This window comes from Streptomyces sp. BF23-19 (assembly GCF_041106355.1).
GTDB classification, from domain to species: Bacteria; Actinomycetota; Actinomycetes; order Streptomycetales; family Streptomycetaceae; genus Streptomyces; species Streptomyces virginiae_A.
The window spans coordinates 39,997-61,398 of the sequence record NZ_JBGBPT010000005.1 but is presented as its reverse complement, the minus strand read 5'-3'; the positions used below and the strand labels follow the sequence as shown (position 1 = coordinate 61,398).

Genomic DNA, 21,402 nt, shown 5'->3' with positions numbered 1-21,402 from the left:
CCAGGAATCCGCAGGTTAAATCAATGACTCGAACGAGCGGTCGTCTGTTGTGGTGGCCCGCATGTCCACCCTCACCATCTATGACGGAACCGAACTCGCCTGGTACCTCCACGGGGACGGTGAGCCGCCGGCCCGCATCCCGGGCTTCCGCATACCTGGGAGACCTCGGCGGACTCGCGGCGCGGCGTCTTCCGATCCTCCTCGACCCGCGCGGTACGGGCGACTCGGCGATACCGGACGGCCGATGATCCTTCAAGATCGGCGGGGTGACAGAATGGCCGGCCGTATCGCGAACCGAGAGGACCGACATCATTGTGCGACGGATACTGATGCTCACAGCCGTGGCGTCCCTGGCCTTGGCGGCATTGGCGACGGCCACGGTGGCCGCCGGCGCGTATCTGCTGAGGGACCTCGGCCCGCTGCCCCCGCGATACTCGGGTCCGCCGCTGCCTCGCGAAACGGTGGTGTCGGAGATGACCGCGATACTGGCGGCGGAGGGCATCACGGTGGAGCGGGAACCCTCCGGGGGCATACGCACGTGCCACGAACGGCTCTCAGGGCAGCATGCGCCGGAGACGGTCCAGGCGGCCCTGAAAGCGGCGTTCGAGCGGGCCCGCTCCGAGCGCGGCTGGCAGACCGGCCCCGACCTGGGCGGGGACGTGCTCACCCTCAAGAAGAACAACTGGACGGTCACGTCCGGCTTCGCGAGCACGCCGCCGGCGGGTCTGCCGGCGATGGTCATCGTGTCGATGACGTGCATCGACGGCGACACCACCACCGCCCCCACGGCGCCTTCCGCCCCGGCCGTCGCACCCGCGCCCGCGTCGTCCTGAGCGAGCTGCCCGGGGTGCGACCCGTACGGCTCGCCGGAAACCGCCTGGGGGCGGCTTCCGGCGCGCGGGCCCTGGTCAGGCCGTGTCGGCCTCCGTCGCCACCGCCTTCGCCCAGCGGTAGTCCGCCTTGCCGCTCGGCGAGCGCTGGATGGCGGGCGCGATGACCAGCTGCCGCGGGATCTTGTAGCCCGCCAGCCTGGTGCGGCAGTGGCTCTGGATCTGGTCCAGGGACGGCGCCCGGGCACCCTCCCGGACCTGGACCACCGCGGCCACGTGGCTGCCCCAGGTCGGGTCCGGGACCCCCGCCACCAAGGCGTCGTACACGTCCGGGTGGGACTTCAGCGCCTGCTCGACCTCCTCCGGATACACCTTCTCGCCGCCGGTGTTGATGCACTGCGAGCCGCGCCCGAGCACCGTGACGATGCCCTGTTCGTCGACGGTCGCCATGTCGCCGAGCAGCACCCAGCGTTCCGTGCCCTTCTGGAAGAAGGTCTCGGCGGTCTTCCCCGGGTCGTTGTAGTAGCCGAGCGGGACATGCCCGCGCTGGGCGAGGCGTCCCGGCTCGCCCACCGCGACCGGCTCGTGCGTCACCGGGTCCACCACCTGTGTACGGTCGTTGACCTCCAGCCGGAAGCCCTTCTCCGGGCCGGAGTCGTCCGTCGCCCGGCCGTTGGACCCGGACTCGGACGACCCGAAGTTGTTCAGGAGCAGCACGTTCGGCACCAGCCGCTGGAACTCGGCGCGCACCGTCTCCGACATGATCGCCCCGGACGAGGAGACGCTGAACAGCGACGACAGGTCCGTGCCCTTGAGCGGGCCGTTCAGGGCGTCGATCAGCGGCCGCAACATCGCGTCGCCGACCAACGAGACGCTGGAGACCTTCTCCTTCTCGATCGTGCGGAGCACTTCCTCGGGCGCGTACTTGCGGTGGATGACCACCCGTTGGCCGTAGTTGAAGGCGATGAAGGAGGTCAGCGTCGACGTGCCGTGCATCAATGGCGGCGCCGGGAAGAAGGTGAGCCCGGCGCCGCGCGCCGCGACCCGCTCGGCCAGCTCCTCCGGCCGCTTCACCGGCTCGCCCGAGGGCTCGCCGCCGAAGAGCCCTGCGAAGAAGAGGTCCTCGGCGCGCCACATCACGCCCTTGGGCATGCCGGTCGTGCCGCCGGTGTAGATGATGAAGAGGTCGTCGGGGCTGCGCGGCGGGAATCCGCGCCCGGGTGAGCCGGCCGCCTCGGCCTCCGCGTACGGGACCGGCGCGATCGAGGGCTCCGGGGCGCCATCGGGAGCCTCGCCGACCCGGATCAGGTGCCGGAGCTTCGTCGTCTGCGGCAGCGCGGCCGCGACCCGCTCGGTGAACTCGCCCTCGAAGACGAGGGCGGCGAGATCGGCGTCGTTGTAGAGGTAGACCAGCTCCTCCTCCACATAACGGTAGTTGACGTTCACCGGGACCAGTCGGGCCTTCAGGCAGGCCAGCACGGTCTGCAGGTACTCGATCCCGTTGTAGAGGTGCAGGCCCAGGTGTTCGCCCGCCTTCAGGCCGCTGTCGAGCAGGTGGTGGGCGATCCGGTTCGCCGCCGTGTCGAGCTCCGCGTACGTCAGGCGGCGCTCGGCGCCGGTCCCGGGGTGGTCCACGTACACCAGGGCCTCGCGGTCCGGGACCACGTCCACGACCGACTCGAACAGGTCGGCAAGGTTGTACTCCACCGTTCCTCCTGACCCCGTGACTGGTCTGCTCCGGCGGTCATTAGAGCGTCGGAGACGGCAACTGGGAAGGGCACCGCTCAAGAAGTCTGACTGGGTGTCAGAAAACTATTGAACTGCACCCTCCCCTACTGCAACCTGTTCTAGGTCTTGAGACGGGAGGACGGCAATGGGTGGGACAGAACACCTGACCGTGGATCGGCACGGCGCCACGCTGGTGCTCACCATGAACAGGCCCGAGGCGAAGAACGCGCTCTCGCTGCCGCTGCTGGTGGGGCTGTACGACGGCTGGCTGGAGGCGGACGCCGACGACGGGATCCGTTCCATCGTCCTGACCGGCGCCGGCGGGGACTTCTGCGCCGGAATGGACCTCAAGGCACTGGCCGGCAAGGGACTGGCGGGCGACCGGTACCGGGACCGGCTGAAGGCCGACCCCGACCTGCACTGGAAGGCGATGCTGCGCCACCACCGCCCGCGCAAGCCGGTCATCGCGGCGGTGGAGGGGTACTGCGTGGCGGGCGGTACGGAGATCCTCCAGGGTACGGACATCCGGGTCGCCGCCGAGGGCGCCACCTTCGGGCTGTTCGAGGTCAAGCGCGGGCTCTTCCCGATCGGCGGCTCCACGGTGCGGCTGCCGCGGCAGATCCCACGGACGCACGCCCTGGAGATGCTGCTGACCGGACGTCCCTACTCCGCGGCGGAGGCCGAACGGATCGGGCTGGTCGGGCGGGTGGTGCCGGACGGTACGGCGCTGGCGGCCGCCCTGGAGATCGCGGAGCGGATCAACGCGTGCGGGCCATTGGCGGTGGAGGCCGTCAAGGCGTCGGTCTACGAGACCGCCGAGCTGACGGAGCGGGAAGGGCTGGCGTCCGAACTCCTGCGGGGGTGGCCGATCTTCGACACCGCCGATGCGAAGGAGGGGGCGCGGGCCTTCGCGGAGAAGCGGCCCGCGGTGTATCGGCGCGAGTAGTTCGGGCCGCGCCTGTGCTCGTGGCTGCGCCTGTGGCCGTGCCCGTGGCCGTGCCCGTGGCTGCGCCCGTGCCCGGGTGCGGCGCCGTTGCCGGGGGCGCCGCCCCCGGACCCCTGCGCCTCAAACGCCGGCGGGGCTGAGATGGCGCCTCAAACGCCGGCGGGGCTGAGATGGCGCCGGCCCGGCTGAAAGGGCGTCGGCGGGCTGAGCGAGCGTCGGCCGGGCCGGAAGGGCGCCGCCGGGGGCTGAAAACATCGGAATCGATCGCATCGGAGAATCGCCATGACAGCTGCCTCCCCACCGGAGGTGCTCCGCGCGCCCCTCGTCGTCGAGTTCCCCTTCACCCGGTCCCTCGGGCCCGTCCAGAGCGCCTTCCTCACCGGGCTGCGCGAGGGCGTCGTCCTCGGGGTGAAGACCTCCGACGGCAAGGTGATGGTCCCGCCCGTCGAGTACGACCCCGTCACCGCAGAGGAGATCCGCGAACTCGTCGAGGTCGGCGCCACCGGTACCGTCACCACCTGGGCGTGGAACGATCGCCCCCGCCCCCAACAGCCCCTGGACACCCCCTTCGCCTGGGTGCTGGTCAAGCTCGACGGCGCCGACACCGCCCTCCTGCACGCCCTCGACGCGCCCGGCCCCGACGCCGTCCGCACCGGCATGCGGGTACGCGTGCGCTGGGCCGCCGAGCGCACCGGCGCCATCACCGACATCGCCTGCTTCGAACCGTACGACGGCCCCGCGGGCGGGGAAGCGGTCCCGCACGACGGGGACTTCGCCGACGCGGTCACCGGCATCGTCGCCGAGGCCCGCCTCGACTACGTGTACAGCCCCGGCCGCGCCCAGACCGCGTACATCGCCGCCCTCTCCGAGCGGCGGACCGTCGGCGAGCGCTGCCCCTCCTGCCACAAGGTGTACGTCCCGCCGCGCGGCGCCTGCCCCACCTGCGGGGTCGCCACCACCGACCGCGTCGAGGTCGGACCCGCCGGCACGGTCACCACCTACTGCATCGTCAACATCAAGGCGAAGAACCTCGACATCGAGGTCCCCTACGTCTACGCCCACATCGCCCTCGACGGCGCCGGCCTCGCCCTCCACGGCCGGATCGGCGGCATCCCCTACGACCAGGTCCGCATGGGCCTGCGCGTCGAGCCGGTATGGACCGAGGGCGGTCGCCACCCCGACCACTACCGCCCCACCGGCGAACCGGACGCGGACTACGACGCGTACAAGGAGCTCATCTGATGGCCCGATACGCCCGCGAGGTCGCGGTGGTCGCCTTCGCGCAGAGCGACCACCTGCGCCGCACCGACGAGCTCAGCGAAGTCGAGATGGTCATGCCGGTCCTCCACCAGGTGCTGGCCGCCACCGGCCTGAAGGCCGGCGAGATCGGCTTCACCTGCTCCGGCTCCAGCGACTACCTGGCCGGCCGGGCCTTCTCCTTCACCATGACCCTCGACGGGGTCGGGGCCTGGCCGCCGATCTCCGAATCGCACGTCGAGATGGACGGGGCCTGGGCCCTCTACGAGGCCTGGGTCAAGATCCAGACCGGCGAGGCCGACACCGCGCTCGTCTACTCGTACGGGAAGTCCTCCCCGGGATCGGTCCGCGACGTGCTGACGCGCCAGCTCGATCCGTACTACGTCGCCCCGCTCTGGCCCGACGCGGTCGCCCTGGCCGCTCTCCAGGCCCAGGCCCTGATCGATGCGGGCGAGACCGACGAGACCGCCCTGGCAGCCGTCGGGGCACGCAGCCGGGACGCGGCCGTCGCCAACCCGCACGCCCAGCTCCGCGGCCCCGTCCCCCAGGGCGACTACCAGGTCAGGCCGCTGCGCACCGGAGACTGCCCGCCCGTCGGCGACGGCGCGGCCGCCGTCGTGCTGGCCGCCGGCGACCTCGCGCGGCGCCTCTGCGAACGCCCCGCCTGGATCACCGGAATCGACCACCGCATCGAGGCCCACAGCCTGGGCCTGCGCGACCTCACCGACTCCCCGTCCACCCGGCTCGCCGCCGAACACGCGGGTGTCTTCGAAGCCCCGGTGGACACGGCCGAACTGCACGCGCCGTTCTCCTCCCAGGAGGTCGTGCTCCGCAAGGCGCTCGGCCTCACCGACGAGGTGACCGTCAACCCCTCCGGCGGCGCGCTCGCCGCCAACCCGATGATGGCCGCCGGCCTGATCCGCATCGGCGAGGCGGCCGCCCGGATCCACCGCGGCGCATCGCGACGGGCCGTCGCCCACGCCACCTCCGGCCCCTGCCTCCAGCAGAACCTGGTCGCCGTCCTGGAAGGGGACGCAAGGTGAGTAAAGAGCCCGTGGCCATCGTCGGGATCGGCCAGACCAAGCACGTGGCGGCCCGCCACGACGTGTCCATCGCCGGCCTGGTCCGCGAGGCGGCCGCCCGCGCCCTCGCCGACGCCGAACTGACCTGGGCGGACATCGACGCGGTCGTCATCGGCAAGGCCCCCGACTTCTTCGAGGGGGTGATGATGCCCGAGCTGTACCTGGCGGACGCCCTCGGCGCCGTCGGCAAGCCGATGCTGCGCGTGCACACGGCCGGATCGGTCGGCGGGTCCACCGCCCTGGTCGCCTCGAACCTGGTGGCGGCCCGCGTCCACCGCACCGTCCTCACCCTCGCCTTCGAGAAGCAGTCCGAATCCAACGCCATGTGGGGCCTGTCGCTCCCCGTCCCCTTCCAGCAGCCGCTGCTCGCCGGCGCCGGCGGCTTCTTCGCCCCGCACGTGCGCGCCTACATGCGGCGCACCGGCGCGCCGGACACGGTGGGCTCGCTGGTGGCGTACAAGGACCGGCGCAACGCGCTCAAGAACCCGTACGCGCACCTGCACGAGCACGACATCACCCTGGAGAAGGTCCAGGCCTCGCCGATGCTGTGGGACCCGATCCGCTACTCGGAGACCTGCCCCTCCTCCGACGGCGCGTGCGCGATGATCCTCACCGACCGGGCGGGCGCGGCCCGTTCGCCGAAACCGGCCGCCTGGGTGCACGGCGGCGCGATGCGTAGCGAGCCCACCCTCTTCGCCGGCAAGGACTTCGTGTCGCCGCAGGCCGGCAAGGACTGCGCGGCCGACGTCTACCGCCAGGCCGGCGTCACCGACCCGCGCCGGGAGATCGACGCGGTCGAGATGTACGTGCCGTTCTCCTGGTACGAGCCGATGTGGCTGGAGAACCTCGGCTTCGCGGCGGAGGGCGAGGGCTGGAAGCTCACCGAGGCCGGAGTCACCGAACTCGACGGGGACCTCCCCGTCAACCCCTCGGGCGGCGTGCTGTCCACCAACCCGATCGGAGCCTCCGGCATGATCCGCTTCGCGGAGGCGGCCCTCCAGGTCCGCGGCCAGGCCGGGGAACACCAGGTTCCGGACGCCCGCCGGGCGCTCGGGCACGCGTACGGCGGCGGCGCGCAGTTCTTCGCGATGTGGCTGGTGGGGGCACAGGAGCCGACCTCCTGAACACAGGCCCGGCCGACGACGGAGGGGCCGGCCGGGGAGCCGGACCGGCCACGGGTGACGCACCGTGGCCTGTCCGGCACCCGCCGCGGTGGTTAACCTGGCCCCCGGACGACGTACCGGGAGGAGCACGCACGTGGCCGAGAGCATGACTTCACAACCCCTCGCCGGCTGGGGCAAGCCGGACCTCGATCTCACCGAGGCGGACTGGCAGTCGAGCAGCCGGGGAGTGGGCGACGTCCAGATCGCCTTCGTCGAGGGCTTCATCGCGATGCGCAACAGCGAGCGCCCCGAGAGCCCTTCACTGATCTTCTCGCCGGACGAGTGGCACAAGTTCGTGCTGAACGCCCGGGGCGGTGAGTTCGATCTGACCTGACCGGGCGCAGTACGTACGCGGCGTACCACCGGGCGCGGAGCCGCCGGCCCGGTGGCCGCCGAAATCCCCCGGGCCGGGCGCCGGGCAGGACGGGGCGCATGACGTTCACCCGCCGAAAGGGCGATGCCGCGTGGACGGCCCGGCACGCTGCGCGCCGCACGAGGAACCCACGCCGGCCGGCGGTCACCCGCCCGGGCGCGTGAACCGCCCCCCTTGGACGCGGAGTTGCGCAGACGGACGGTCTTCGACCGGGACGCGGCCACCACCGACCGGTCGGGGAGTCCACGCCCGTGGTGGCACCGGCGGCTGTACGAGGACCGCTGAGACCCGTCACGCGCGCCCCGTGCACGGCACGTCGCCCGCCTCCCGATGAACCGGGTACCCGCCCGGGCGATCGGTAGGGTGGCCGTATGAGCGGAGAGCAGGATCTGCGGAAACTTCTGAGCGGGATGCGACCCGAGCTGAACGAGGGGCGGTACGTCTTCTGCACCGTCGACGGCACCACCGTCCCCGCCGGGACCACCCCCGTCGCCACCGTCCTGGAACCCGAGGGACTCACCCTGGTCCTGCGCCAGGAGGACGCCGACGCGGCCGGTCTCGCCTACGACTACACCGCCGGCTGGATCACCCTGCGCATCCACTCCGCCCTCGACGCCGTCGGACTCACCGCCGCCTTCGCCGCCGAACTCGGCGCACACGGTCTGAGCTGCAACGTCATCGCCGGCTACCACCACGACCACCTCTTCGTGGCCGCCGACCGGGCCCAGGAGGCCGTGGCCGTCCTGGAGGGGCTCGCGGCCCGGTCCGTACACCACTGATCCGCCCCGGAAAAGAAGATCGGATTCTTTTCCGCAGTGGCATCCCTCGCGCTGTGCGCCGGGCGTACGCTGAACCCCCGAACAGGCCTGGGGGGTACCAGCCATGACGGACCGCCGGACCCGCACACGGCGCACCATGGTCGAACGCGATGCCGAACTCGCGATCGTCGACGAAGCCCTGGACCAACTCACCGGTCCCGGGCCGGACGCGGGCGGCGCGCTGCTCGCCTTCTCCGGCCCCGCCGGCCTCGGCAAGACCACCCTGCTCGCCGAACTGCGCCGTCGCGCCCACGCCCGCCACTGCACCGTCCTCGCCGCCCGCGGCGGCGAACAGGAGCAGAGCCAGCCCTTCCACGTCGCCCGCCAACTCATCCAGCCCCAGCTCGCCGGCACCTCCGAGCAGGAACTGCGCGCCGCCCTCGGGGGCTGGTACTCCATCGTCGGCCCGGCCCTCGGACTCTGCGCCCCGGAACAGGGCGTCCCGCCCGACCCCCAGGGCCTGCGCGACGGACTCGACTGGGTCCTCACCCACCTCGTCGTCAAGCGCGCCCCCGTCGCCCTCGTCCTCGACGACGCCCACTGGGCCGACCCCGAGTCCCTCGGCTGGCTCGCCGCCTTCGCCCCGCGCGCCGAACACCTCCCGCTGCTCCTCGTCGTCGCCTACCGCCCCGACGAACTGCCCGAGCACGCCGACGCCTTCCGTACGCTGCCCGGCCGGGCGGGACAGCGCCCGCTGCCCCTGGCCCCGCTCACCCCGGCCGCCGTCGCCACCCTGGTCCGCGAGTCCGTCGGCGCGCACGCCGGCGACGCCTTCTGCCAGGAGGCCTGGGCCGTCACCACCGGCAACCCCTTCGAGGCCGTCGAACTCACCGCCAAGGTCCGCGGCAAGGGCCTGACCCCCGTCGAGGCGAACGCCCCGCAACTGCGCGACCTCGCCGCCGCCCAGCGCGGCAGCGGCCTCGTCGCCCGCCTGGAGCGCCTCGGCCCCTCCACCGTCCGTTTCGCCTGGGCCTGCGCCGTCCTCGGCACCGCCATCCCGCAGGACCTCGCCGCCCGGGTCGCGGCCCTCGGCGCCGAGGAGGCCGTCGACGCCACCAGGCGGCTGCGTGACGCCCGCATCCTTTCGGCGGCCACCGCCGAGGAACCCGACGCCGGGCTGGAGTTCGTCCACCCGCTGATCGCCACCGGCATCTACCGCGCCATCCCAGACGCGCTCCGAGTCGCCCTGCACGGCAAGGCCGCGGCAGCCGTCGTCGACGCCGGTCTCGGCTCCTCCGCGGCCGCCCGCCACCTGCTGGAGACCCACCCCGAGAACGACCCCTGGGTGGTACGCACCCTGCGCGAGGCCGCCGGCGAGAACCTCCGGGCCGGCGCCCCCGAGGCAGCCCGCCGCCAGCTCGCCCGCGCCCTGCTCGAACCCCCGGACTTCGACGAACGCGCCGCCGTCCTCTACGAACTGGGCTGCGCCTCCCTGCTCACCGAGCCCGCCAACACCGTCAACCACCTGCGGGCCGCCCTCGCCGAGCCCTCCGACGACCCCACCCTGCGCCAGGGCATCGTCATCCGGCTCGCCCAGGTCCTCGCCCACAGCGACCGCCTCGCCGAGGCCTCGGAATCGCTCGCGCGGGAGATCCCGTACACCCAGGACGTACGCGCCCGGCTGCGCCTGCAGTCCGAGCAGTTCATGTGGGACGCCTTCAACGCCGCCGAGACCGACTCCCCGGCCCGCTCCCGGCGGCTCGCCCGCCTCGCCGACCGGCTCACCGGACGCGACCTCACCGAGCGGTACATCATCGGGCTGCGCGCCTGGGACGCCTGCCTGCGGGGCGAGCCGGTCGACGTGGTGCTGCACCACGCCGGACGGGTGCTGGAGCGGCCCTTCAGCTGGGCCCACGAGGACCGCGGCTTCGAGGTCCCGGTGCTGGCCGCGATGGTCCACATGTACGCCGACCGGCCCGGACGGGCCGAGGAGCTGTTCGAGGCGGGCACCGCCGAGTTCGAGCGGCACGGCTGGCGCGGGGCGCACCTCTCCTTCGCCTACAGCCTGCGGGCCTACGTCCGCTACCGGCGCGGGCGGCTCGTGGAGGCCGAGGAACTGGCCCGGGCCGGGCTGCGGCTCGCCGAACGGGTGGGCCGGCGTACCCCCGTGCACTGGTACGCCATAGCCATCCTCCTCACCACCCTGCTCGCGCGCGGCCGACCCGAGGAGGCCTGGGAGCTGGCCCAGGAGCACGAGTACGGCAGCCCCTTCCCGGCGGCCGTCGTCTTCCCCGACTCCCAGACCGTGTACGCCGAACTGCTCCTGTCCCGGGGCGAGACGCGGGCCGCGATCGTCGAACTGGAGGCGGTCGACCGGCGGCTGACCCCGCGCGGCATCCAGAACCCGTCCTGGTGCCCGTGGCAGCTGCACCTGGCCCGGGCGGTGGCCGCGGACGATCCGCCGCGGGCCCGCGCCCTGGCCGACGACGCCGTTCGCCGGGCCCGCGCCTTCGGCGCCGCCTCGGGCATCGGCCAGGCCCTGCGGGTGGCGGCCCAGGTCGCCGCCCCCGAGGACCGGGCCCGGCTGCTCCAGGAGGCGGTCACCCTGCTCTCGGCGTCACCGGCGGGCTACGAACTGGCCTGCGCCCTGGCCGCGCTCGGCACCGAGCTGCGGGACGCGGACCTGCTGACGCAGGCCGTGGTGACCGCGCGGGAGTGCGGTGCGGACGGGCTGGCCGCGGAGACGACCGAGGTCCTGCTGGGACTGGGCGGCGCACCGCCGCACGGGCAGACCTGGGAGGACGGACTCACGCAGGAGGAGCGGCGGGCGGCGGACCTCGCGGTGCGAGCCGAGAAGGAGCCCGTGCCGGAGGTCGTGGTGCTGCCCGCGCCGGACTGGGACCTGTCGTCGGCCTGCCGCAAGCTGGGCACCGACCGGCCCGGTCTCAGGGAGGCGCTGGAGGCGTTCGCCCGTAGCTCAACCTGATCGGATCCGCCCCCCGCCGGGCAGGGTGAACCGTATGGATCACGTCGAGAGACTCGTCATCTTCCGGACCGAGACGGCGGCGTTCGAGAAGGCGGTGCGCCGGGCCTTCGACCTCGGCGAGCCGGTGCCCGCGGTGCCCTCCTGCCCCGGCTGGTCGGTCACCGACCTCGTCCGACACCTGGGCGGAGTGCACCGCTACCTCGGCCATGTCCTGCGCGAGCGGCTCACGGTCCCGCCCGACCCCGCCGGCCTCGCCCTCCCCGAGCCCGCGGACGGCCCGGACGCGCTGACCGACTGGTTCGTACAGGGTGCCCGGGAGCTGGCGGAGCTCTTCCACGAGCTGGGCCCGGACACCACGGTCTGGACCTGGTCGGCCGAGCAGACCTCCGGCTTCTGGCTGCGGATGCAGCTGATCGAGCTGGCCGTGCACCGCTGGGACGCCGAGTCCGCGACCGGCACGCCCGGCCCGCTCGACCCCGCCGTCGCCGCGGACGCCGTGACCCAGACGATCGAGGTGATGGCCCCGGCCCGCCGCGGCTGGCAGCAGGCACCGCCGGGGGCGGGGGAGAGGTACCGCTTCCGGCGTACCGACGGCCCGGATTCCTGGACGGTCCTCTTCTCGGGGGACCAGGTCCTGCTGGAGGCCGGTTCCACCGCCCCGGCGGACGTCGAGGCGGCGGGGACCGCCTGCGACCTCGCCCTGTTCCTCTGGCGCCGCCTCCCGCCCACCGCCCTGCGCGCCGAGGGCGACGCCGCCCTGCTCCCGCACTGGTTCACGCTCGTCCCACCGGTCTGACCGGCCGGGCCGGCGGGCCCGGCCGGGGCAGGTCCCCCGATGCGGGCCCCCGGACCGGAAAACTCGCGCGGCCACGTACCATGGCGGCATGTCCTTCCTCCGCCGCCACCGCGCCGCCACACCCGCCGGCCCGGACTTCGATGTCCTGGCCATGGACCCGGGGGACTGGCCGGGCAATCTCGGGGCCGGGCTGCTGCCCGCGCCCGACGGCAGCTGCCAGGGTGTCTTCCTCCGCTACGACCTGTTCGGCGGACGCGGCCCCGCGATGATCATCGGGAACCTCCCGGAGGGCTCCCCGGCCCGGGACCTCACCGACGGCCAGATCCCCTTCGAGGTGGCCCAGCTCCTCGACGCTCTGGAGAACGACGAGGACGTCGAGGTCACCGGCGTCGAGGACTGCCCCGTCATGCAGGGCGACAACCTCCTCATCGTCCGCAAGGTCAAGCTGTCGGAGTCCCGCATCTCCTGCGTCCAGTTCGACCGCAGTGACAACGTGCTGGTCACCATCGCCAGCTGGGACCGCCCGATCACCGACGACCTCTACGCCCTCCTGAAGCCGCTCCCCGCCGAGCTCTTCCAGCAGGGCTGACCCTCCTCCGTAGCCCCGGGCGCGGGCGTCACGCGTCCGCGATGGCGTTCGCCGCCACGTAGCCGAACGTCATCGCGGGGCCGATCGTCGATCCGGCACCCGCGTAGCTGTGGCCCATCACCGCCGCGCTCGCGTTGCCGGCCGCGTACAGGCCCGGGATCACCGAACCGTCCGGGCGCAGCGCCCGGGCCCGGGCGTCCGTGACGATGCCGCCCTTCGTACCGAGATCCCCCGGCACGATCTTGAACGCGTAGAACGGCGGGACCCAGACGGGTGCCAGGCACGAGTTCGGGTGCACGTTCGGGTCCGTGTAGTAGTGGTCGTACGCCGTGTCGCCCCGGTGGAAGTCGGCGTCGTCGCCGCTCCACGCCTGCGCGTTGAACCGGCCCAGCGTCGCCCGCAGCGCGCCCGCCGGGACCCCGATCTGGCCGGCCAGCGCGTCCCAGGTCCACGCCTTCTTCGCGGCGCCCGCCTGGTACCACGCGTCCGGGAAGGGCAGCGTCGGCAGGATGTCCTTGAACAGGTACTTGTTGCGGTAGTGCTGATCCACGATCAGCCACGCCGGAATGTGCGAGCCGACCGCGCTCCGGTCCTTCTCGTACATCACGTGCACCACATCGCTGTACGGCGCCGCCTCGTTGACGAACCGCGTGCCGTTCGCGTTCACCATCAGCCCACCCGGCAGGGTCCGTTCGGCGAGGCAGAAGTACGGCTCCCCGGGCAGCGGGATCGACGGCCCCCACCACGCGTCCTCCATCAGCGCCAGCGAGGCCCCGGCACGCTGACCCGCCCGGATCCCGTCGCCGGTGTTCTCCTTCGCCCCCACCGACCACTGGGTGCCGATCGGTTGCTGCTGGTACTGCGCCCGCATCGCCGCGTTGTGCTCGAAACCCCCCGAGCCGATGACCACCCCGCGCCGGGCCCGGACGGTTCCTCGTACGCCCCCCTGCTCCACCACCACGCCGGTGACCGCACCGCCCTCCTGGACCAGATCCACCAGCGGGCTGTTCAACCACACCGGAACTCCGGCCCGCTGGAGCCCGGCGCGCAGGCCGGCCGCCAGTGCCTGACCCATCGTCAGTGGTTTCTCGCCGCGCAGCGCCGCCTTCGTACCGCGCGCCAGGCACTCGGTGGATACGGCGAGACCCTTGGCGCTCACCGCCGCCAGGTTCAGCCACTTGTAGTCCTGGCTGAAGACCACCATCCCGGCCGGGACCGGCATGTACGCCGGGTTCAGGTGCGCCAGTTCGGCGCCCAGGACGTTCCCGTCGATCTGGTCCGGCTCGATGGAGCGGCCGTTCGGCAGACCGCCCGGGAGATCCGGGTAGTAGTCGCTGTAGCCCTCCATGAAGCGGAACCTCAGCGGGCTGTTGGCCATCACGAAGTCCAGCATCCGCGGCCCGTCGGCGAGGAACGCGGCCTGCCGGTCGGCCGGCACCTCGGGCCCGACGACGGCGGCCAGGTACGTCGCCGCCTTCTGCGGGGTGTCCGGTACCCCCGCGCCCAGGATCACCGAGTTGTTGGGCAGCCAGATACCGGCGCCCGACCGGGCGGCCGATCCGCCGAAGGTCGGGGCCTTCTCCACCACCAGCACGCTCAGCCCCCGCTTGGCGGCGGTGAGCGCGGCGGTCATCCCGGCCGCCCCGGACCCGACCACGACGACGTCGTACTCGCCGAGCGACGGCCCGTCCTGGGCACCGTCGGCCCGGGCGGTGGCGGACGGCAGCACGGTGGCGGCGAGCACCCCGGCCCCCGTACCGGCGAGGACCGTACGTCTGGACGGGAGGGCGGCGGGGGTGGTGGTGCGTGAAGCGCTTGCGGACATGGGCAGGCTCCAGCGGTGAGGGGAGGAGGGGAAGTGCCTCCAGCATTTCTGATGCTGAGTCAGAAAAGGTGTTCGGGGGATCATGTGATGTCAAGACATCCGGCGCCGGGTGCGTGTGCTGAGGGGAGGGCGTCCACACCGCGCACTCCGGTCGCGCCGCCCCGCGGTCAGGGCCCCGGCCGGTCCTCGCCGTGGCGCCGATCGTCGAGGCGGGCCGTCAGGTCGGGCCAGTGCTCGGACCACAGCGCCAGATCACCCGCGGTCAACGACCACCGCGAACGCAGGGCTTCGTCCGGCAGGAAGCGGACACAGGTCCCGGTGGTCCCGTCGGCTTCGACGGGCTGCAGATCGGTCACCGGGACGCCGCGCTCGTAGCGCCGGCTCCAGGATCCGTTGACACGGCGGTTGGTGTGGATCAGCCACTCGCTGAGCGCTGAGACCACGGACATGCCACGACGCGGATGTCCGTCCGGAAGCCGCTCCGCCTCCGGGAAGTCGAAGAACCGCAGGTCCTTCGTGGCCATGACCGGCTTCTTCACCGCCCGGCCGTGCTCGTCGACCCGTGTGTCGGTGCCCCGCCCGTCATCCTTCACCGACACCGAGCCGTCGGCGTGCAGCGTCACCACACACCGTCCGCCGCCCCGGCCCGCAGCCTCGTCGGCGGCGTAAGCGACGACCTCGAGAACGAGGTGTTCCGGCCCGTCCGGCATGAACTCCGCGGATCTCCGGCGGATCCGACCGAGATGGTCCTCGTCCACCGTGCCGGCCCAGTCGTGCGTGGTGTCGACCCAAGAATTCCTTGATCCATCCATCCGGCAAGTATGCGTCGGTCCAGGCGGTCGTGGTCCCGGGAGGCCTGATCGCCATGATTGAACCCTACAAATTCATGATCATGAATCGATGGATCATCCCGCTCATGAGGCGGGTGTTCGCTTGACACAGTGAGGGAACAGCCAGTTCGACCAACTGTGGGATCACCACAAGGGGGAACCGTTATGAGTTCGGGCATCACCGAAGTTGTCGTCACCGGCCTGGGGGCCACCACCCCGCTCGGCGGCGACGCGGAGGCCACCTGGCAGGCGATGCTGCGCGGGGAGAACGGCATCCGCGCCATCGAGGAGGACTGGGCCGCGTCCCTCCCCGTGCGCATCGCCGGGCGGGTGCGGCGGGAGCCGGCCGAGGTGCTGGACCGCGTCCAGGCGCGGCGACTGGACCGCTGCGAGCAGCTCGCGCTGGTGGCCGCCCGCGAGGCATGGGCGGACGCGGGACGGCCGCAGGTGGATCCGGAGCGGCTCGCCGTGGTCATCGGGACCGGGACCGGCGGGGCCCTGACCCTGCTCGGCCAGGACGACGTCCTGGAGGCCTCCGGCGTGCGCAAGGTCTCCCCGCACACCGTTCCGATGTTGATGGCCAACGGCCCGGCGGCCTGGGTGTCCATCGAGCTCGGCGCGCGCGGCGGCGCGCACACCCCGGTCAGCGCGTGTGCCTCCGGCGGGGAAGCCCTGTCGCTCGCCCTGGACCTGATCCGGCTCGGACGGGCCGACGTGGTGGTGGCCGGCGGCACGGAGGCCTGTGTGCACCCGCTGCCGCTGGCCGGGTTCGCGCAGGCCAAGGCCCACTCGACGCGCAACGACGACCCGGCGGCAGCCTCCCGGCCCTTCGACACCGGCCGCGACGGCTTCGTCATCGGCGAGGGCGCGGGGCTGGTCGTCCTGGAGCGGGCGGAGTTCGCGGCCTCGCGCGGAGCCCGGGTGTACGCGCGGCTGGCGGGGGCGGGGGTGACCTCGGACGCCCACCACATCACCGCCGCCCACGCGCCCGGACAGGTGCGCGCGATCCGGACGGCGCTGGCCGCGGCCGGGCTCGCCCCCGCCGACGTCGCGCTCGTGCACGCGCACGCGACGTCGACGCAGGCGGGCGACCTGGTGGAGGCGCGCTCGATCGCCGAGGCGGTGGGCACGCACGCCGCGGTGACGGCGACCAAGTCCATGACGGGGCACCTGTTCGGGGCGGCGGGCGCGGTGGGGGCCATCGCGGCGGTGCGGGCCGTGTACGAGGGGGTCGTCCCGGCGACCCGCAACCTGGACTCCCCGGACCCGGAGGTCGGCCTGGACGTGGTCGCGGGCGGCCCCCGCCGGATGCCGGTGCCCGCCGCACTGGCGAACGCCTTCGGCTTCGGCGGCCACAACGCCGCCCTGCTCTTCACCTCCGCCTGACCGTACTCCCGGCCGCGGCTCCTCCAGCGGCTCCGCCCGCCACGGCTCCGTGCCGCCGCGGTGCTCATGAGCACTCCGGAACCGGCGAAGCCCCGTGGCGGTGGGGGCCACGGGGCTTCGCGTATCGGGGAACTGTCAGCGCGTGCCGACCGCCGCGCGGACCGCTCGGCGCGCCATTCCCGCATCGTCGTGCAGGCGGCGCAGCAGCAGCCGCTGCTCCTCGCCGGAGGACAGGGCGCCCGCCGGCGGCGGCTGGGTCGGGGAGGTCGCCAGCATCGAGCGCTGCACCGCCGTCTCGGACATCCGGATCTCCCGGGTCAGGACCAGCATCAGATTCACCAGGAAGGCGTCCCGCGCTGCCGGCCCGGCCGACTGGGCGAGCCGGCTGATCTGGGCGCGGGCGGCCGGGGCGTCGCCCAGTACCGTCCACAGCGTCGCCAGGTCGTACCCCGGCAGGTACCAGCCCGCGTGCTCCCAGTCGAGCAGGACCGGCCCGGCCGGCGAGAGCAGCAGGTTCGACAGCAGGGCGTCACCGTGGTTGAACTGCAGCGCCGTGCCCGACAGCTTCACGCCGTGCAGCAGCTTCTGCAGGTCACCCAGGTCCCGGTCGGTCAGCAGGCCCAACTCGTAGTCGCGGGCGATCCGCCGCGCGTAGTTCATCGGGGTGCCGAACAAGTCCGCCGGCGGCCGCCACTGGTTGACCCGGCACACCGCGCCGAGGGCCGCCCGGAGGTCCACCCGCGGCGGCGGCTCCACCGGGTGCCGCTGCAGTGCCGCGACCCGGCCCGCCATCCGCTCCACCACCAGCGTGCAGTTCTCGGGGTCGGCGGCGATCAGCCGCGGCACCCGGACCGGCGGGCGGTGCCGGACGAAGGCCCGGTATGCCGCTATTTCGTGCCGGTAGCGCTCACGCCACTCGGGCGAGTGATCCAGTAAAACCTTCGCGATGGCGGTCATCCGTCCGGTGGTGCCCACCAGGAGGACCGAGCGGCCGCTGCGCCGTAGCACCTGCACCGGGGCGAACTCCGGACAGATCCGCTGCACCGAGGCGAGCGCGGTGCGCAGCTGCGCCCCCTGCGGCCCCGAGAGATCGATTCTTCCGCTGACGGGCAGTGATCCGGTACCCGGCATCCGCCGCGCCCGGACGGCGCCCTGTGCCGGAGCCGACGGACGGCCGGGTTCGAGGTAGGGGCCGCCGCCCGCCGGGAGCGTGCGGTGCGACCGGACCGGTGCGGACACGGAGGACGTTGCTGCGTACATGGTGATACGGATCCCTTCGTGCGCCGACGAGTTACGTACGCCGCCCCGCCGGATCCCGTACTTCACCCTGGGGAGTTCCGCCGGTGAACCGGGTCGGGGAGGCGCATTCCTACCTGACACCCGGCGCAAGGTGGCGAACCATCGGGCGTGCCCTGGCGAAGCCTGGCGAATAGTCGCTGGGCATCTGACGGCGGGCTACTGTCAACTCAGCCGAGAACCTGGGGGCTTGACGTGAGCAAAGGTCCAAACACCCGCTTGAACGACCTGTTCGGCCTGGCCGGCTGGTCGAAGGGCGAACTGGCGAGGATGGTGAACAGGCAGGCGGCGGCCATGGGCCACCCCCAACTGGCCACCGACACCTCGCGGGTGCGGCGCTGGATCGACATGGGGGAGGCCCCCCGCGAACCGGTGCCCACGGTACTGGCAGCACTGTTCACCGAGCGGCTCGGTCGTGTCGTGACCATCGAGGACCTCGGGTTCGTACGGCAGCGGCGCACCTCCAGACGGCAGCCGGACGGGGCTCGTGAGAACCCCGACGGGATGCCATGGGCGCCCGAACGCACAGCCGCGGTCCTCACCGAATTCACGGGAATGGACCTCATGCTCAACCGTCGCGGTCTGATGGGCGCGGGAGCGGTGCTCACCGCCGGCTCCGCCCTCAGCAACGCCATGTACGACTGGCTGCACACCGACCCCGCCCTGGCCAAGGAGGCCCGGAACTTCGGGGATTCCTTCCAGGTCGATCCAGCGGGCTACGACCGCTACGAGGCAGCGCCCATCGGCTCCCAGGAGATCGAGGCGCTGGAGCGCTCCGTGGAGGTGTTCCGTGCCTGGGACGCCTCCAGAGGTGGCGGACTCCAGCGCAAGGCCGTCGTCGGCCAGCTCAACGAGGTGGGCGGCATGCTCGCCTACCACCACCCCGACCACCTGCAGCGACGCCTGTGGGGGGTGGCGGCCAACCTGGCGGTCCTCGCCGGCTGGATGTCCCACGACGTGGGCCTCGAACCCACCGCGCAGAAGTACTTCGTCATCGCCGCGCACGCGGCCCGCGAGGGTGGCGACCGGCCGCGCGCGGGCGAGGCGCTGTCCCGCGCCGCCCGTCAGATGGTCCACCTGGGCAAGCCGAACGAGGCCCTGGACCTGATGAAGCTCGCCCAGTCCGGCTCGGGCGAGCAGACCCTCCCGCGCACGCGCGCCATGCTGCACACCATCGAGGCCTGGGCGCAGGCCGCCATGGGCAAGGGCCAGGCCATGCGCCGCACCCTCGGCGAGGCGGAGGAGCTGTTCGTCTCCGACAAGGGCGATGTGCCCCCGCCGAGTTGGATGCAGCACTTCGACGAGGCCGACCTGCACGGCATGCAGGCCCTCGCCTACCGGACCCTCGCGGACCACGACGCCGCCGCGGCGCCGGTCGCCGCCCGCCATGCCAAGGAGGCCCTGCGGCTGCGCGGCGAGGGCTACCAGCGCTCGCAGATCTTCGACTACATCTCCCTGGCCTCGGCCTGCTTCATCGCCGACGAGCCGGAGCAGGCCGACCGGTACGCGCGCCTCGCCCTGGTCTCGATGAACGAGACCTCCTCGCACCGGACCTGGGACCGGCTGCGCGAGATGTACCGACTCACCGCCCAGTACTCCGGGTACGCGCGCATCGAGGACCTGCGTCAGGAGATCAAGCTGGCCCTCCCGGACACCCCGGCGCCGCGCACCACGGGGGCGTAGGACGGTCAGGTCCTTGCGCGAGGCCCTCGTACGGAGACGAGAAAGGCCGCGCCTGCCGGCGCGGCCCTGAAGTCCTCCGTGCGGAACGACGGAGCTCGTTACCCGCCGACCCGGGCGACGAGCACGCAGGCGTCGTCCTCGCGCTCGCTCTCGCCGAACTCCTCGGTCACGATCCGCACGCACTCCTGCGCCGACCGCGCCGCCGAGAACCGCGGCGCCAGCGCCAACAGCCGCTCGGTGCCGTCCGCCCGGCTGAACTCGATGCTGCGCGGCGTCAGTCCGTCCGTGTGTAGGACCAGCAGGTCGCCCACCTCGAGGCGCTCCTCCACCTGACCGTACGAGGCCCCCGAGGTCGCGCCCAGCAGGACGCCCTCCGGCGGCAGCAGGGAACGCCCCGACCCGCGGCGGAACAACAGGGGTGCGGGGTGGCCCGCCTGCGCCCAGGACAGAACCTGGCGCGCGGGATCGTAGCGGCAGCACACGGCCGAGCCGAGCGCGGGCTGTACGGAGGTCTCCAGGAGCTGGTTGAGCCAGCCCATCAGGGGGCCGGGCTCGATGCCCGCCATGGCCATGCCGCGCAGGGCGCCCAACATCATCGCCATCCCGGAGGTGGCGGTCACCCCGTGCCCCGTCAGGTCACCGACCGTCAACATCGAGCTGCCGTCGGGGAGTTCGAGAGCGTCGTACCAGTCGCCGCCGATCAGCGCGCTGGTCGCGGAGGGCAGGTAGTGCGCGGCCACGTCCAGCGTGCTCGCGCGGCCGTACGGGAACCGCAGGGAGCCGCGCCACGGGGGGAGCACGGCTTCCTGCAGCTCGACCGCCAGCCGGCGCTCGGTCTGCGCGATCTCCCGCCGGCGCTGCAGCGAGTCACGCGACTCGCGCACCGCGCGCTGGCTCCGGCGCAGTTCACTCACGTCCCGCAGCACGGCCCACATCGAGGCCGTACAGCCGTCGGAGTCGAGTACCGGCTCGCCCCTCATGTGCAAGGTCCGGACCCGGCCGTCGGCCCGGACGATGCGGAACTCGCCGTCGATCGGCTTGCCGTCCACCAGACAGGCGGTGACCCATGCGGTGAGCAGCGGCTGGTCCTCGGAGAAGAGGGTCGAGCCCAGTTCGTCGAGGGGGAGCGCGCCGGACTCGGGCGAGCGGCCGAAGATCTGGAACAGCTCGTCGGACCAACTGACCTCGTCCGTCAGCAGGTTCCACTCGGCGCTGCCGACGCGGGTCTGGGCCTCGGGCACGGTCTCGGGCGCCGCCTGCGGGTGTTCGACGGTCTCGGGCGCCGGCGGCAGGCCCTCCTTGAGCTGGCCGAGGTGCTCGCGGAGGTCGTCGAGGTGGTGGACGGCGAGATCGCACAGTGCGCGCTGCCAGCGGCCCTGGGCGTCGTCGTCGTCGACGACGGTGTCGCGGCGGACCGCGTCCACTTCCCCCCGCAGCCGCCGGGTCTGCGAGATCAGCGCGTCCACCGACCCCGGCTCGGGCGGTTGCGCGGGACGGTCCGCGAACAGGTGGGACGGCATGAGAACTCCGATACAGGCGCGGCACGGCCAAGTCTGAAGGAAGGACCGGTAACGACTGTTGCACAGGGCGCGACGGTGTGTAAGGCGTTTGGCAACATCCGCTACGTTCTTGCTTCTGGTATATGCCGTAGGCCTGTCGGCCCGCTCGGAGCGTGCGAACGAATCCGGTCAGGCGAACTCCCGGGCGGCGCCCGGTCATCGGCCGGTCCGGGTGGTTCCGCCCCGGGAACAGCGGCCGGAATCAGGCCATCCGGTGGCCGCCGCTCGATCATACGGCCGAGCTGTGCGAGTCCCGCACGCCACCGGAATCGCGTAAGGAACGGATCAAGACGGGCCCTCGGGATACCCCCGAAA

At 72.7% G+C, this 21,402-nt stretch carries 17 protein-coding genes; 12 read left to right on the top strand and 5 right to left on the bottom strand.

The features are described from left to right. Window positions 1-473: 473 nt before the first annotated feature. The gene (locus AB8A24_RS04570) at window positions 474-833 is read left to right on the top strand and encodes a hypothetical protein (RefSeq protein ID WP_369474800.1); all 360 of its coding nucleotides are present in this window, start codon (window positions 474-476) and stop codon (window positions 831-833) included. Between the two features lie 75 nt (window positions 834-908). On the opposite strand, the gene AB8A24_RS04565 is transcribed toward AB8A24_RS04570, so the two are convergent. Further along, window positions 909-2,537 (bottom strand): acyl-CoA synthetase, encoded by a 1,629-nt coding sequence (locus AB8A24_RS04565; RefSeq protein ID WP_369474799.1) that lies wholly within the window; start codon window positions 2,535-2,537, stop codon window positions 909-911. A 166-nt stretch (window positions 2,538-2,703) separates the two neighbouring features. Here AB8A24_RS04565 and AB8A24_RS04560 point away from each other — a divergent pair, with 166 nt between their 5' ends. The 9 genes from AB8A24_RS04560 (at window position 2,704) to AB8A24_RS04520 (ending at window position 12,508) form a co-directional block, all read left to right on the top strand. Then, on the top strand, window positions 2,704-3,504 hold the full coding sequence (locus tag AB8A24_RS04560) for a crotonase/enoyl-CoA hydratase family protein (RefSeq protein WP_369474797.1): 801 nt from the start codon (window positions 2,704-2,706) through the stop codon (window positions 3,502-3,504). Window positions 3,505-3,786: 282 nt separating this feature from the next. Continuing rightward, entirely contained in the window at window positions 3,787-4,746 is a 960-nt protein-coding gene (locus tag AB8A24_RS04555; protein ID WP_328964648.1) for an OB-fold domain-containing protein, read from the top strand. Next, window positions 4,746-5,804 carry a thiolase domain-containing protein gene (locus AB8A24_RS04550; RefSeq protein ID WP_328964649.1) on the top strand — a complete coding sequence of 353 codons (1,059 nt, stop codon included), beginning with the start codon at window positions 4,746-4,748 and terminating at the stop codon, window positions 5,802-5,804. Before AB8A24_RS04555 ends, AB8A24_RS04550 begins: the two co-directional genes overlap by 1 nt. Beyond that, the gene (locus tag AB8A24_RS04545) at window positions 5,801-6,967 is read left to right on the top strand and encodes a thiolase domain-containing protein (RefSeq protein ID WP_328964650.1); all 1,167 of its coding nucleotides are present in this window, start codon (window positions 5,801-5,803) and stop codon (window positions 6,965-6,967) included. The genes AB8A24_RS04550 and AB8A24_RS04545 overlap by 4 nt, the downstream gene beginning before the upstream one ends. A gap of 133 nt (window positions 6,968-7,100) precedes the next feature. Beyond that, window positions 7,101-7,340: a DUF397 domain-containing protein gene (locus AB8A24_RS04540; RefSeq protein WP_030723085.1), complete on the top strand. Its 240-nt coding sequence runs from the start codon at window positions 7,101-7,103 to the stop codon at window positions 7,338-7,340. 410 nt (window positions 7,341-7,750) lie between these two features. Then, window positions 7,751-8,158 (top strand): ACT domain-containing protein, encoded by a 408-nt coding sequence (locus AB8A24_RS04535; RefSeq protein ID WP_328964651.1) that lies wholly within the window; start codon window positions 7,751-7,753, stop codon window positions 8,156-8,158. A 103-nt stretch (window positions 8,159-8,261) separates the two neighbouring features. After that, complete coding sequence (locus tag AB8A24_RS04530) at window positions 8,262-11,123, top strand: AAA family ATPase (protein ID WP_369474794.1); 2,862 nt, start codon at window positions 8,262-8,264, stop codon at window positions 11,121-11,123. A 34-nt stretch (window positions 11,124-11,157) separates the two neighbouring features. Continuing rightward, on the top strand, window positions 11,158-11,919 hold the full coding sequence (locus AB8A24_RS04525) for a maleylpyruvate isomerase family mycothiol-dependent enzyme (protein WP_369474792.1): 762 nt from the start codon (window positions 11,158-11,160) through the stop codon (window positions 11,917-11,919). Window positions 11,920-12,007: 88 nt separating this feature from the next. Continuing rightward, complete coding sequence (locus AB8A24_RS04520) at window positions 12,008-12,508, top strand: hypothetical protein (protein ID WP_033213927.1); 501 nt, start codon at window positions 12,008-12,010, stop codon at window positions 12,506-12,508. A gap of 28 nt (window positions 12,509-12,536) precedes the next feature. Here AB8A24_RS04520 and kstD read toward each other — a convergent pair whose 3' ends face one another. Together kstD and AB8A24_RS04510 are read right to left on the bottom strand one after the other, a co-directional pair. Continuing rightward, complete coding sequence (gene kstD / locus AB8A24_RS04515) at window positions 12,537-14,333, bottom strand: 3-oxosteroid 1-dehydrogenase (protein WP_369474790.1); 1,797 nt, start codon at window positions 14,331-14,333, stop codon at window positions 12,537-12,539. A gap of 167 nt (window positions 14,334-14,500) precedes the next feature. Continuing rightward, window positions 14,501-15,145 carry an ATP-binding protein gene (locus AB8A24_RS04510; protein ID WP_328964655.1) on the bottom strand — a complete coding sequence of 215 codons (645 nt, stop codon included), beginning with the start codon at window positions 15,143-15,145 and terminating at the stop codon, window positions 14,501-14,503. Between the two features lie 183 nt (window positions 15,146-15,328). Here AB8A24_RS04510 and AB8A24_RS04505 point away from each other — a divergent pair, with 183 nt between their 5' ends. Beyond that, window positions 15,329-16,549 carry a beta-ketoacyl-[acyl-carrier-protein] synthase family protein gene (locus AB8A24_RS04505; protein WP_328964656.1) on the top strand — a complete coding sequence of 407 codons (1,221 nt, stop codon included), beginning with the start codon at window positions 15,329-15,331 and terminating at the stop codon, window positions 16,547-16,549. A gap of 135 nt (window positions 16,550-16,684) precedes the next feature. Here the strand turns inward: AB8A24_RS04505 and AB8A24_RS04500 are convergent, their stop codons facing one another. After that, the gene (locus tag AB8A24_RS04500; protein WP_369474787.1) at window positions 16,685-17,809 is read right to left on the bottom strand and encodes an aminoglycoside phosphotransferase family protein; all 1,125 of its coding nucleotides are present in this window, start codon (window positions 17,807-17,809) and stop codon (window positions 16,685-16,687) included. Window positions 17,810-18,040: 231 nt separating this feature from the next. Between AB8A24_RS04500 and AB8A24_RS04495 the strand changes: the two genes are divergently transcribed. Beyond that, window positions 18,041-19,528, top strand: coding sequence for a hypothetical protein (locus AB8A24_RS04495; RefSeq protein ID WP_328964658.1), 1,488 nt, complete (start codon window positions 18,041-18,043; stop codon window positions 19,526-19,528). Between the two features lie 98 nt (window positions 19,529-19,626). Here the strand turns inward: AB8A24_RS04495 and AB8A24_RS04490 are convergent, their stop codons facing one another. Continuing rightward, complete coding sequence (locus AB8A24_RS04490) at window positions 19,627-21,048, bottom strand: SpoIIE family protein phosphatase (protein ID WP_328964659.1); 1,422 nt, start codon at window positions 21,046-21,048, stop codon at window positions 19,627-19,629. Window positions 21,049-21,402 lie beyond the last annotated feature (354 nt).

Excerpts from the sequence above, each read along its gene's own strand:
- AB8A24_RS04570 (WP_369474800.1), top strand. The coding sequence starts at position 474 with ATGACCGCGATACTGGCGGCGGAGGGCATCACGGTGGAGCGGGAACCC.
- AB8A24_RS04560 (WP_369474797.1), top strand. The coding sequence starts at position 2,704 with ATGGGTGGGACAGAACACCTGACCGTGGATCGGCACGGCGCCACGCTG.
- AB8A24_RS04555 (WP_328964648.1), top strand. The coding sequence starts at position 3,787 with ATGACAGCTGCCTCCCCACCGGAGGTGCTCCGCGCGCCCCTCGTCGTC.
- AB8A24_RS04550 (WP_328964649.1), top strand. The coding sequence starts at position 4,746 with ATGGCCCGATACGCCCGCGAGGTCGCGGTGGTCGCCTTCGCGCAGAGC.
- AB8A24_RS04535 (WP_328964651.1), top strand. The coding sequence starts at position 7,751 with ATGAGCGGAGAGCAGGATCTGCGGAAACTTCTGAGCGGGATGCGACCC.
- AB8A24_RS04530 (WP_369474794.1), top strand. The coding sequence starts at position 8,262 with ATGACGGACCGCCGGACCCGCACACGGCGCACCATGGTCGAACGCGAT.
- AB8A24_RS04525 (WP_369474792.1), top strand. The coding sequence starts at position 11,158 with ATGGATCACGTCGAGAGACTCGTCATCTTCCGGACCGAGACGGCGGCG.
- AB8A24_RS04520 (WP_033213927.1), top strand. The coding sequence starts at position 12,008 with ATGTCCTTCCTCCGCCGCCACCGCGCCGCCACACCCGCCGGCCCGGAC.
- kstD (WP_369474790.1), bottom strand. The coding sequence starts at position 14,333 with ATGTCCGCAAGCGCTTCACGCACCACCACCCCCGCCGCCCTCCCGTCC.
- AB8A24_RS04510 (WP_328964655.1), bottom strand. The coding sequence starts at position 15,145 with ATGGATGGATCAAGGAATTCTTGGGTCGACACCACGCACGACTGGGCC.
- AB8A24_RS04505 (WP_328964656.1), top strand. The coding sequence starts at position 15,329 with ATGAGTTCGGGCATCACCGAAGTTGTCGTCACCGGCCTGGGGGCCACC.
- AB8A24_RS04500 (WP_369474787.1), bottom strand. The coding sequence starts at position 17,809 with ATGTACGCAGCAACGTCCTCCGTGTCCGCACCGGTCCGGTCGCACCGC.
- AB8A24_RS04490 (WP_328964659.1), bottom strand. The coding sequence starts at position 21,048 with ATGCCGTCCCACCTGTTCGCGGACCGTCCCGCGCAACCGCCCGAGCCG.